Annotated in this window: 9 protein-coding genes; 8 read left to right on the plus strand and 1 reads right to left on the minus strand. The window is 73.1% G+C overall.

Annotated elements, in window-relative coordinates:
- Window positions 1–291 precede the first annotated feature (291 nt).
- Together A3IC_RS0129355 and A3IC_RS62815 are read left to right on the plus strand one after the other, a co-directional pair.
- Entirely contained in the window at window positions 292–498 is a 207-nt protein-coding gene (locus tag A3IC_RS0129355) for an MbtH family protein (RefSeq protein ID WP_020553649.1), read from the plus strand.
- A complete protein-coding gene (locus A3IC_RS62815) occupies window positions 498–3,224 on the plus strand; it encodes a non-ribosomal peptide synthetase (RefSeq protein WP_020553650.1) in 2,727 nt (908 codons plus the stop codon). Before A3IC_RS0129355 ends, A3IC_RS62815 begins: the two co-directional genes overlap by 1 nt.
- 131 nt (window positions 3,225–3,355) lie before the next feature.
- On the opposite strand, the gene A3IC_RS0129365 is transcribed toward A3IC_RS62815, so the two are convergent.
- Window positions 3,356–4,120, minus strand: coding sequence for a thioesterase II family protein (locus A3IC_RS0129365; protein WP_063744894.1), 765 nt, complete (start codon window positions 4,118–4,120; stop codon window positions 3,356–3,358).
- 155 nt (window positions 4,121–4,275) lie between these two features.
- Here A3IC_RS0129365 and A3IC_RS0129370 point away from each other — a divergent pair, with 155 nt between their 5' ends.
- From A3IC_RS0129370 to A3IC_RS0129395, 6 genes are read left to right on the plus strand one after another with little or no spacing between them, the layout of a single operon-like run.
- On the plus strand, window positions 4,276–5,622 hold the full coding sequence (locus A3IC_RS0129370) for a cytochrome P450 (protein WP_211232316.1): 1,347 nt from the start codon (window positions 4,276–4,278) through the stop codon (window positions 5,620–5,622).
- Window positions 5,619–8,981 (plus strand): condensation domain-containing protein, encoded by a 3,363-nt coding sequence (locus A3IC_RS0129375; RefSeq protein ID WP_020553653.1) that lies wholly within the window; start codon window positions 5,619–5,621, stop codon window positions 8,979–8,981. Before A3IC_RS0129370 ends, A3IC_RS0129375 begins: the two co-directional genes overlap by 4 nt.
- Window position 8,982: 1 nt before the next feature.
- Complete coding sequence (locus A3IC_RS57215; RefSeq protein ID WP_020553654.1) at window positions 8,983–9,996, plus strand: GHMP family kinase ATP-binding protein; 1,014 nt, start codon at window positions 8,983–8,985, stop codon at window positions 9,994–9,996.
- Window positions 9,993–10,196: a hypothetical protein gene (locus tag A3IC_RS0129385; RefSeq protein WP_158696143.1), complete on the plus strand. Its 204-nt coding sequence runs from the start codon at window positions 9,993–9,995 to the stop codon at window positions 10,194–10,196. Before A3IC_RS57215 ends, A3IC_RS0129385 begins: the two co-directional genes overlap by 4 nt.
- Window positions 10,193–11,395, plus strand: coding sequence for an SDR family oxidoreductase (locus tag A3IC_RS0129390; protein ID WP_158696144.1), 1,203 nt, complete (start codon window positions 10,193–10,195; stop codon window positions 11,393–11,395). Before A3IC_RS0129385 ends, A3IC_RS0129390 begins: the two co-directional genes overlap by 4 nt.
- A 17-nt stretch (window positions 11,396–11,412) precedes the next feature.
- Window positions 11,413–12,150, plus strand: coding sequence for a class I SAM-dependent DNA methyltransferase (locus tag A3IC_RS0129395; RefSeq protein WP_026218883.1), 738 nt, complete (start codon window positions 11,413–11,415; stop codon window positions 12,148–12,150).
- The last annotated feature ends 25 nt before the right edge of the window (window positions 12,151–12,175 follow it).

Raw genomic sequence — 12,175 nt, forward strand, 5'->3', positions numbered from 1 at the left:
TCGGGTTGCCCGGGGCGGTCGACACCGTCGCGCGTCACCGCACGACGGACACGAGGGCACGCGTCGCCGAACGAGGGCACGCGTCGCCCCGAACCGGTATCGTGCGCCGAAATCCGACCCGTTGCCGATTATCTTTCAAGAACCCGTCGGTCCTTTCCGGAGTATTTCCCGTGCCCTTCCGGGATCCGGACCCGATGGGTAACTCTGGGCGCGGTGGAATTCGCTCCGGAGTCGATACGCCGGGCCCGACGACCACCCGGCGGCAGCTTCCGGACAACAAAGGAGACTTCGATGGAGGAGCAGGCGGACGACCGCGTCTACAACGTCGTGGTGAACGACGAGGACCAATATTCCATCTGGTTCGCCGATCGTGCGTTGCCGGACGGGTGGCGCGCGGAGGGTACCGGCGGCAGCAGGCAGGAATGCCTCGACCACATCGAACGGGTGTGGACCGACATGCGACCGCGCAGCGTCCGCGAGCGCCTGGCCGTGGACTGATGGGCGAGAGCCCCGCCGACCCGCCGCCGCACGGGGACCGGACCGCGGACGACGCTGCGACGGCCCTGCTCGACCTGCCCATGGAGGCGGCCCGGGGCAACGGGCCCGTGCTGCGCACCCGGACGCACGTGGTCGCCATCCCCGACGACGGGCGGAGCCGGCGACCGACGCCGGCCGCCGTGCTCGCCGCCTATGTCGCCGTCCTGCAGCGGTACACCGGCGCGCGCGCCCTCGTGCTCGCCGTGGACCCGGCGGCGCGGCGGGACGATGTCGGGACGCCGGACGCCGCGGACGAGTCGGACCGCACCGGCACCGGCGGGGTCGTCCATCCCGCCGCCCGCCGGATCCGGGTGACCTGTGCTCCGCGTGACACCGGCGCCCGACTGGTCGCCGAGGCGGACCGGCGGCTGCGGGAGGCCGGCGGGATCCCCGGATCCGAGCGGCCCGCGCGGCACTCCGCGGGCTTTCGGGTACGACGGGCGCAGGCCGGTCGCGCCGGGCCGTCCCGGGGAGCCGACGCGGACTCCGGCGCGTTCGGGCCCACTGGGACGGGCGCCGCACGCTCCGGCCGACCCGGGCCCGTGCGGACGAGCGACGCCGACGCCGGCGGACCCGGGGCCACCGGAACGAGCGACGCGGATCCCGGCCGACCCGGGCCCGCGCGGACGAGCGACACGGACCCCGCCCGACCCGGCCCCGCGCGAGGCGCCGCCGAACTGACGCTCACCCTCGTCCGGAACCCGGATCGCGACGCCGCACACCTGGAGATCACCCACGACGCCGACCTGATCGACGCCGACACCGCCGAACGATTCGGCCGGCACGTACTGCGCATGCTCGACGGCATCTCCCGCCGCCCCCACACCCCCGTCGCCGACCTGGATCTGCTCGGCCCGGACGATCACGCGCTGCTGCGGGCCTGGGGGGCCACGCCGGACATCCCCGACGCGCCGCGCCCGCTCGGGCGGCTGCTCGCCGACCGGGCGGCGGCCACGCCCGACGCGGTCGCCCTCGCCTACCGGGACGAGGAGCTGACGTACGGCGAACTCGACGCGCGCGCGGACGCGTTGGCCCACCGCCTCCTGGCGAGCGGGACCACGATGGGCGCGGTGGTCGGCCTGTGCATGCCCCGCTGCCCCGAACTGGTCGTGGCGATGCTCGCCGTGCACCGCGCCGGCGCCGCCGCGCTGATGCTCGATCCCAAGGCGCCCGACGCATACCTGGGCCGCTTCGTCGAGCAGGCCGGGGCGCGGCTCGTGGTCACCACGAACCGGTTCGAGCGCACGCTGCCCCCGGAGGCGCAGGACGTGCCGGTGCTCGCGCCGGCCGGCCGCGTCCCCGGCCCGGCCGCCCCCGAACGGCCGCTCCCGGAGCCGGGAACGGACGATCCGGCCTTCCTGGTGCAGACCTCCGGGTCCACCGGCACACCCAAGCTGGTCGTGGTCACCCATCGCGGCGTGGCGCACGCGGCCATGGCGCAGATCCGGGCCCACGGGGTGAGCGCGGGGGAGCGCGGCGGCTGGACGTTTCCGCCGCAGACCAACGTGTCGGTGAGCGTCGTGGTGTGGGCCCACCTGATCGCCGGCGCGCCCTTGCACATCGCGGCCGACGAGGACCTGTCCACACCGGAACACCTGCGCGACTGGCTGCTGTCCCGGGGAATCACCCAGGTGTTCGTGGTGGCCCCACTCGCGGAGGCGCTGCTCGGGATCGCCTGGCCCGCTCGCACCCCACTGCGCACCCTGCTCACCGGGAGTGACCGGGTGCGCCGCTGGGCCCCGGCGGAACTGCCGTTCGAGGTGGGCAACTGGTACGGCGCCAACGAGGTGAACATCGTCACCTCGCCGCTGATCCCCCGGGAGCGGCCGATCACCTCGCACACCGCGACCGCGCGCGACCGCACCCTGCCACCGCCGATCGGGCGCCCGTGGCCCGGCGCCCGACTGTACGTCCTGGATCGCGACCTGCGGCTCGTCCCGCCCGGCGTGGTCGGCGAACTGGCGGTCTCCGGGCCCGAGCAGGCGCGCGGATACCTGACCGCCCGACAGACGGCCGAGCGCTTCGTGCCGGACCCGTTCGCCGACGCGCCCGGCGGTCGGCTCTACCTCACCGGCGACTTGGTCCGCTTCCGCGCGAACGGAGTCCTCGAACACCGGGGACGGGCGGACCACCAGCTCAAGATCGCGGGCATGCGGGTCGAGGTGGGCGAGGTCGAACAGGCCCTCCTGGCCGCCGAGGGTGTGCGCGCGGCGGCGGTCGCGGCGCCGGAGGACCCCCGGGGCGTCCGGCGCCTCGTCGCCTACGTGGTGGCATCGGACGGCCTGGACACCCACGCCCTGCGCGGCGAACTCGCCCGGGCGTTGCCGGACCACATGGTGCCGCAACTCTTCCTGCGGCTGGCCGCGTTGCCGCTCAACTCCGGCGACAAGATCGACCGCAACGCCCTGCCGACGCCCGACTGGGGGCCCGCGACCGATGCGCGCCCGGACGCGGGCGAGGAGCGCACGGCGGTGGAGGAGGCTCTGGTGCGGGTGTGGGAGGAGATCCTGTACCGCGAACACCTGGGCGTGCACGACGACTTCTTCCTGCTCGGCGGCGAGTCGTTGAGCGCCGGGCGCGCGGTACGGCTGATCACCGAGCGGCTCGGCGTGGTGCTCAAGGTCCGCGCGCTGATGCTCAATCCGACACCGGCCGAACTGGCCCGCGAACTCGCCCACCCGGCCTGACCGGTCCCCGGGCGCCTCGGCTCGGGGCGGCCGGCGACGGGACCCGCGACAGCGGGACGCGAGACGAGGGGCGCTGCCCGACCGGCGTCTCCGGTCGTGCGCCGCCCCTCGTCCGAGTCGGATTCGGCCGGTCAGTCGGTCGCCCCGGCGCGGGCGAGATCGCGCGCCACGACCTCCACGAGAGCCTTGGGGCAGCGCAGGAAATCCAGGTGCCTGCCCGCCAGCGCCACCACGCGCACGTCCGCGCACTCCGCCCAGCCCGGCGCCACCGTCTCCGGCGGCACCACATCGTCCTGGGACCACGAGATCACCGTCACCGGGCTGGGCAGCCGGCGGGTGACGTCGTAGCGGTAGGGCCGTTGCAGCACCAGGTCCTCGCGCAGGACCCGGGCGCCCAGTTCGGCCATCTCGTCCGGTGGTTCGCCCTGGCCGGTCTGGCGATACCGCTGCCGTACCTCCGCCGCGAGGTCGGCGGTGTCCAGGTCGACGAAGTTCAGCGCGCCGTACAGTCCCAGATGCGGCGCACCCCAACTCGACGCGAACAGCCGCTCGGGCAGCGGCAGTCCCCGGTCCTCCAGGGTCAGGATCGTCTCCAGCGCGAACGGCACCGCGCCGCAATGCCCGATGAAGGCGAACGGCCGGTCGAGCAGCGGCGCGAGCTGCGCGACGAGGTCCGCGGCGAAGCCCGCGTGATCGGCCGGCGCGCTCTCGCGAAAGCGATTCTCCCGGCCGGGCGGCTGGAGCGCGCACACGGCGATGCCGTCGGGCAGCGTCTGCGGCCACTGCCGGTACGAGGAGGCGCCCACTCCCGCGTACGGGAAGCAGAACAACAGTGATCCGCTGTCGTCCGGCGGCTTTCGAAGCAACCATTTCCCGGTCTGTACAGGTGTATTCACCCCGGACACGGTAGTCGCGGAAGCACCGGTCGAAAAGGCGTCGGCGGTTTATCGAAAGACTTCGGAAAGAAGTTCGTGAACGCGTCCCGGTGATTCCTTTCGCGGTCGAGAAAGAATCATTGCCGAGGGCCGGGAGCCGATATACGTTCCGGACTGTGCGTGCGCCGCACCGAGTGCGCCTGGACGCAGGACGGGAGAACTCCGCGATGCTCATGACCGGCCCCGGGATCGACGAGCGAGTGCCGCTCGACTCGATCGATCTCTACGATCCACGCCGATTCCAGACCCATCCGCAACACGTCGCCCTGGCGACGCTGCGCGAGGTGGCGCCCGTATGGGCCCAGCACACCCCCGACGGTGCCCGCTTCTGGTCCGTCACGCGCTACGACGACGTCGTGCGCGTCCTCAAGGACGCGCGCCGGTACAGCTCCGAACACGGCACGATCCTCGACGTCACCGGCGGGGACAGCGCCGGGGGCAAGACCATCAACCTGATGGACCGTCCGCGGCACACGGCGGTGCGCACACCCGCGTTCCACACCATGACCACGAACATCCTCGCCCAGCGCACGGAGAACATCCGCGCGCACGTGTTACGGATCATCGAGCCGCTGACGGCGGGTGGCGAGCACGACTTCGCCCGGTCGATGTTCGATCTGCCGATGGCCGCCGTCGGCGAGATCCTGGGCATCCCCCGCCGGTACTGGGCCGACATCCCGCGCTGGACCATGGCGGGAGTCGCCCCCGACGACCCGGAGTTCGCCAAGGGACAGACCGCCCAGACGCTGCGCGAGGCGCACCACGACCTGTTCGCCATGTTCAGCGAGCTGATCGCCGACCGCCGCCGCGAACCCCGAGACGACCTGGTCTCGCGGCTCACGCGGGTGGAGCTCGACGGCGCGCCGATGGAAGACAGCCTGGTCCTGCTCAACTGCTACAGCTTCGTCATGGGCGCCACCACCACGACACCGCACACCGCCACGCACATGCTGCTGGCGCTGCTGGAGCGCCCCGAGGTCTGGCGCCGCGTCCAGGAGAATCCCGAGCTGGCGGCGGCGGCCGTACAGGAGTCGCTGCGCTGGTCCACCCCGACCAACCACCTGATGCGCCGGACCCGCACCGAGGTGGAGATCGCCGGCACCAGGATCGGCGCGGGGGAACTGGTGGTGGCCTGGGTGGCCTCCGCGAACCGCGACGATCGGGTGTTCACCGACCCGTTCTCGTTCCTGATCGACCGCACGCCCAACCCGCACATCGCCTTCGGCATCGGCCCGCACTACTGCGTCGGCGGGCCGGCCGCCAGGGTGGCGCTCACCGTGCTGCTGGAGGAACTGGTCACCCGATTCGACCGGTTCGAACTCGCCGGGGAGCCGACCCATCTGCGCTCGAACTTCATCAACGGTCTCACCCGGCTGCCGATCACGGCCCACCCGCGCACCGGTGCGGCCAAGGCGGCGAGGGCGGCGAGGGCGGCGAGGGCCAAGGAGGTGACCCGGTCGTGACGGCCACCCCGACCGAAGCGCTCCCGGCGACACCGGTACAGGAACAGATGTGGCTGGTCGACGAGATGGACCGCGACGCGGCCGTGTACAACGAACATCTGGTCTTCGAACTGGTCGGGCCGCTGTCCGTGCCCGCCCTCGAAGCCGGATTCGACCTGCTGGTCGAGCGGCACACGGCGCTGCGCACGATCCTGCCCGTGGACAAGGGTCGGCTGCGCCAATCCGTGGTGGCCCCGTGGTCGGTGCGACTGGACCCGCCGCTCGACTTCACCGGTCGCCGCGAGGACGCGTTGCACTGGGCCCGCACACTGGTGGAGGAGCCGTACAGCACGACGGTGACCCCGCCGGTGCGATTCGGCCTGGCCCGGCTCGGCCCACGTGAGCACCTGCTCGTGCTCGGCTTCCACCACGAGGTCATGGACGCCGGCGCCGCCGCGCACCTGCTCGACGAACTCGCCGTGGCCTACACCGCCCACCGAGCCGGTCGCCGGGCGGAGCCGGCGCCGGTGACCGCCGACTACCGCGACTTCACCCGGTGGCACTGCGAACTCCTGGAAACCGGCGCACTGGACGCCGAACGGAGCGCATGGGTGGCCGAGTTGGCCGACGCCCCGCACGTGTTGCGGATGCCGGAGGACGCGCCGAGGCCGGCGACCAAGCGCAACCGCGGTGCCCTGGCGATCCATCCCTTCCCGGCCGGCACGGTGCCCCGGCTGCGCCGGTTCGCCGCCGGCCATCGGGTCACCCCGTTCCACGCGCTGCTCGCGGCGTTCACGACCGTGCTGCACCGACACACGCGTGCCGAGGACATGGTGCTCGGGATCTGCGGGGACGGCCGACCGGAGCAGTACCCCGACGTGGTCGGCCCGCTGTCCTGCATGATCCCGGTGCGCATGCGGGCACCGGGCGATCTGCCGTTCGCCGAACTGCTGGCCGCCGCTCGTGACGCCACGCTCACCGCGTACGACCGGCAGTTCATCCCCTTCCGACAGGTCGTGCGGGAGAGCCTGGTCAGCCGGGACCCCGGCCACTCGCCGCTGGTCCAGGTGGTCTTCAACGCGCCACCGCTGCACTTTCGCCCGGACACCTTCCCGGACCTGACCATGAGCGTCGTACATGTGCCGCGCGGGCGTTGCCGTTTCGATCTGCTGTTCAACCTCGAATGGCACGGCGACGACATCGTCGCCACCGTCGAGTACGACACCGCGATCTTCGCGGCGGCCACCGTCAAGCGGCTCGTCGACCACTTCGCGGCAGCCGTGGAGTCCGCGATTGCCGACCCCTACGCAACCCTGGACGCCCTCGAACTCGGGCCTCCGGCAGTCGACTTCGCGGCCCCGAGACGCGCGGCGGACGACGACGACATCCGCCACACCCTCCAGACGCCCGGTGGACCGGTCCTCCTGGGTTCGGATCCGGCCCGGCCGAGCGACGACCGAGGTGAGGTGTCGGCCGTACCCGGCCTCGCCGAGGTCAGGGAGCCCACCGGGGCGCTCGCGCCCTGCGGCCTGGAAGGTGTGCTGCACATCGACGGGACCCCGGTGCCCGACCCGCCGGCCGGCGGCGCGCTGCGGGTACGCCGGGTCGAGGACGGCCGCCTGTTGTGGCGGATCGTGGGCCCGTCCCGGGACGAGGAACCGACGGAGGGCCGGCGACCCCACCCCGCCGGGGCGAGCCGGCGGCGCGCCCCGGCCGTGGAGCGGCGGGTCGTCGAACTGTGCCGTGAACTCCTGGAGGACGACTCGATCACCGGCGCGGACGACTTCTTCGCGGTGGGCGGCCACTCGATGATCGCCTCGCGACTGGCGCAGACCCTCTCCGACGAGTTCGGGGCGCACATCCCGCTGCTCTTCGTCTTCGAGAACCCCGAACTGCACGAGTTCGCCGCCGCGATCGCCGCCCGCCACCCGGCGGTGGCCGACGCGCTCGCCGAGCTGGAGACGCTCACCGACGACGAGATCGGGGCACTCGCCGGGTCCGAACAGCCCGACGAACCCGCGCCGGACGACCCGCCCGTGCCGAGCGAGCGCACCACCGCGCTGGGCGCGGCCGAGGAGCCGTTCTGGCTGATGGAGCAGTTCGCCCCCGGCAGCTCCGTCAACACGCTCACGCTGTCGCTGCGGGTCCGGGGCCCGCTGGACGAAGGGGCGTTGGAATGGGCCTTCGGACACGCCGTGGCCCGCGAGGAGATCCTGCGCACCACCTACCACCTGACCGAGGGCGACGCCGCCCCGAGCCGACGCGTGCACGACGAACACCCGTTCACGATCGAGGTGGTGGACCTGCGCCGCACGCCCGCCGAGGAACGCGAGCAGGCCGCGGCCAAGGTGGCCGCGGAGCGGGCGCACCGAGGCTTCGACGTGTCCGAACTGCCGCTGATCCGGCTGACCGTGGTCCGCCTGGACACGGGCACCCGCGACCTGCTCCTGACCTGCCACCACCTGGTGATGGACTACTGGGCGGTGACCAAGGTGCTGTTCCCGCAGATCGCGGCCTGCTACCGATGGCGCACCACCGGCGAGGGCGAACTGCCCGCGCCGCGCACCACGACCTTCCGCGACGTCGTCGCCGCCGAGCGCCGGCGGGCGACGACCACCGCCGCACAGGAGCACCGGCGCTACTGGCGGCGTCGCCTGGCGGGCCTGCGCGAGCTGACCCTGCCCACCGACTTCCCCCGCCCCGACGCGCCGTCCTTCGACGGGGACGTCGTGTACCGCCTGGTGCCGGCGGCCGTGCGGGACGCGGTGTACACCTTCGCCACGCGGGAGCGGGTGACCCCGTTCGTCGTGGTGGCCGCCGCGCTGTCCGCGGTGCTGCGGCAGTGGTCCGGGCAGGACGACGTGCAACTGCTCACGCCGTGCGAGAACCGCCTCGACCTGGACGCGGCGGACGTGATGGGGGCGTTCGTCAACCTGCTCGTGTTGCGCTTCGACGACTTCGACACCCGCACGACCTGGCGCGAACACCTGGCCGGGACCCGCGAGACGGTGGCCGGTGCCTACGCCAACCAGTCCTGCCCGGCCGGTGACGCGCTGCGCGCGGCCGGCGCGGATCCGCTGGTGCTCAGCGGGCGTGGATCGTACGTGACGCTCAACGTGTTCCAGGCCGAATCCGGCTTCGCGTTGCCCGGCTGCCGGACCCACCAGGGGCGCATCGTGGCGAATGGGCGGGCCGGTACCGACCTGGAGGTGTCCACGCTGATCGTCGAGGACGGGCTGCTCCTCGACGTCAAGTACCGCACCGCGTTGTGGGAGCGCGCCTCGGTGGAGCGCTTCGTCGCGGCCTGCGAAGCGGCCCTGGTCGCGCTGATCGAGCATCCGGACGGCGCCCTGCCGGCGCGCCCCATGGGACGCGCCTGACATGGCGGCCGCCGTCGATCCCGACGCCTTCGACCGATGCCGTGCCGGCCGACTCACCGTGGTCGGGGCGCCCGCCCGGCCCGGTCCGGCCCGAGGCAGCGCCATGGCCCATCACGGCGAGATCCTCCAGGGCGTCTTCGAACGCGACGACGGGGCGCCGGCCCATGCCGTCGTCTCGTTGCCGCTGCCCTCGCTGCACGCCCACGCCACCTTCGTGCCCGCCCGTACCCTCGGCGTCACGGTCAGCCCGACGTGGAAGACCAAGGCCGCGGGCGCGGCCCGAGAGACGCTGCGCTGGCTGGGTGTGCGCGAGGGTGGGCGGCTGAGCGTATCCAGCTCGATTCCCGTCGAACGCGGCATGGGCTCGTCCACCGCCGATGTGGTCGGCGCGATCCGGGCGGTGGCTCGCGCGCACGGCAGGATGCCGACCGAGGCGGAGGTGGCCGCCCTGGCGGTGCGCGCCGAAGGCGCCTCGGACGGTGTGATGTTCGGACCCCGCGCGGTGTTGTACGCCAACCGGGAGGGCTACGTCCTGGAGGATCTCGGCGGCCCGCTTCCGGCGCTGGAAGTGCTCGGCTTCGACGTCGGCGGCCCGGACGTGGACACGATCGCCCAGCCCCCGCGCGAGTACCGCCCGAGCGAGATCGAGGAACTGCGGCACCTGCGGGCGATGGTGCGCCGAGCGGTGGCCGAGGCGGACTGCGCGCTGCTGGCGCGCACGGCCACCGCCAGCGCCCGGCTCAATCAGCGTTTCCTGCCCCAGGCCGCGCTGCCGCTGGCCGAGCGGATCTGCCGCGCCGGCGACGGCATCGGCGTACAGGTCGCGCACAGCGGCCGGGTGATGGGCGTCCTGTTCGACCCGGCGGGCGCCGGGCTCGCCGCGCGGATGGTCGACGCCCGGCGGCGACTGAGGGCCGTCGGAATACAGCGCGTGTGGTCGTTTCGTACCGATTCCGTGGCCGCCGGGGGGCCGGTCGGGCCGCGCGACGCGGACAACCGTGAGGAGCGGTGGTGAGGACATCGATCCCGATCCTGCTGACGCAGGACGACCTACGGATCCTGGCCCCGGAGCAGCCGGCCCCACCGGCGCGCCCCGCCGGGCCCGGGCCCGACGACCCGCACGCGGCGGACCCGGCGGGCGACGCGCCCGTCCGGGCCGCCGAGGGCGACGGCTGGGACGACGACGGGCCCTCGCCGCTGTGGAGCTGGCGATGAGCACCGCCGAGCAGGACGCGCTGCTGCCCGCCGACGTGGTGCCGCGCAACACGCCGGTGCCATCCGCCGAACCCGGCGCCGCCCTGGTGACCGGCGCGTCCGGGTTCCTCGGCGCCGCCGTGGTCGCCGAACTGCTGGAGCACACCGACCAACGGGTGTACTGCCTGGTGCGCCCCAGGGACGGCACCGCACAGGAGCGCATCGAGGCCGCGCTGCGCTGGTTCGACCTGTGGAGCGATGCGTGGTCGGGCCGGGTGGTCGCCCTCGCGGGCGACCTGGCCCGGCCGGGATGCGGCCTGGGGGACGCCGACCGACGGCTCGTGCACGAGGAGGTCGACACGATCTACCACTGCGGCGCGGGCGTGAACGTCAGCTACCCCTACGAGGCGCTGCGCGGTCCCAACGTCGCGGGCACCGTCGAGGTGCTGCGCCTGGTGTGCGAGGGCCGACCCAAGCGGCTCGCGCACGTGTCCACCGTCTCGGTGCTCTACGGAAACCGTGTCCGGGGCGAGGACGGCCCCGGAGCGGTCGCCGACTTCACCGAACTGGGGCCGGCCGGAGTGCTCGGCGGCTACGGAATGAGCAAGTGGGTGGCCGAACGCCTGGTCGCCCAGGCCCGCGAACGCGGCGTGGACGCGCTGGTGTTCCGCTCCGGCACCCTGGCCGGACACACCCGCACCGGAGTGTCCAACCCCAACGACTACGCGTGGCTGTTCCTGCGCACGTGCGCAGCGATGGAGGCGGCCCCGTCGGCGGGCTCCCCACTCCGGTGGGCACCCGTCGACTACGCGGCGCGCGCCGTGGTGCGGCTGACCCGCGCGAGCGAGGGATCGGCGCCGCCCGCCTACCACCTGATCGCCCCCGAACACACCCGCTACACCACGCTGTTCTCCTGGCTGCGCCGCTTCGGCTACCGGCTGCGACCCGTCGACTTCACGCTCTGGCGGCAGCGGGTCCTGGACGCGTCGGTGACCTCCGCCCGGGACGAACTGCGGCAGATCGCCGCGACCCTGCCCGACGCCTCGGCCGGCACCGCCGCCGTGATTCCCGACGTGGCCTGCGATCGCACCGACGCCGAGTTGGCCGAACTCGACGTGCGCTGCCCGGTCCTGGACGAGCAGCTTGCCCGCAGATACTTCGAAGTCGGGTTGTCCCGTGCGGAGTTGCCCGCGCCGGAACGGATCGCCGGACCACGATGAGCGTCGAGGAGAGGACCATGGCCCCATCGAGCGCCAGTGCGTACAACGCCGTCGCCGAGGTGTACGACGAATGGACGGGCCCGCTGCCCGACACCCCGGCCACCGTGGAGTTCCTGGCCCGGTACGCGGCCGGCGGCCCGGTCCTGGAACTGGGCGTCGGCACCGGACGGGTGGCCCTCCCGCTGGCCGCCAAGGGCCTGGAGGTGATCGGCATCGAGGGTGCCGACAAGATGATCGACAAGCTCAAACTGCGCCCCGGCGGGGACGCGTTCCCGGTCATCCTCGGGGACATGGCCGACGTCGCCGTGGACCGCACGTTCTCGCTGATCTACCTCGTCTTCAACACCTTCCTGTGCCTGCTCGACCAGCGCGACCAGGTCCGCTGCCTGCGCAACGCGGCCGAGCACCTGGAGCCGGACGGCACACTGGTGACCGAGATGTACGTTCCCGACCCCCGGCGCACCGACGCCGACGGCCGGCGGCTGGCCACCGGCAGCGTCGAGCGCGACCGGGTCTTCCTGGAGGCCACGATGCACGACACGCTGCGCCAGCGGATCCGCACCCAGGTGGTGATCGTGAGCGAGAGCGGCATTCGCCTCTACCCCAGCCAGATCCGGTACGTGTGGCCCAGCGAGTTGGACCTGATGGCACAACTGGCCGGGCTCGAACTGGTCCACCGACACGGCGGCTGGGCGGGCGAGCCGTTCACCGCCAAGAGCACTCGGCACGTGTCGGTCTTTCGCAAGGCGGCCTGACCGCCCCACGCACGATGCCGCGGCC

This window comes from Embleya scabrispora DSM 41855, from assembly GCF_000372745.1.
In the GTDB taxonomy this organism is placed as follows: Bacteria; Actinomycetota; Actinomycetes; order Streptomycetales; family Streptomycetaceae; genus Embleya; species Embleya scabrispora.

Coding starts and splice junctions, on each gene's coding strand:
- A3IC_RS0129355 (WP_020553649.1), top strand. CDS start 292: ATGGAGGAGCAGGCGGACGACCGCGTCTACAACGTCGTGGTGAACGAC.
- A3IC_RS62815 (WP_020553650.1), top strand. CDS start 498: ATGGGCGAGAGCCCCGCCGACCCGCCGCCGCACGGGGACCGGACCGCG.
- A3IC_RS57215 (WP_020553654.1), top strand. CDS start 8,983: ATGGCGGCCGCCGTCGATCCCGACGCCTTCGACCGATGCCGTGCCGGC.
- A3IC_RS0129390 (WP_158696144.1), top strand. CDS start 10,193: ATGAGCACCGCCGAGCAGGACGCGCTGCTGCCCGCCGACGTGGTGCCG.
- A3IC_RS0129395 (WP_026218883.1), top strand. CDS start 11,413: ATGGCCCCATCGAGCGCCAGTGCGTACAACGCCGTCGCCGAGGTGTAC.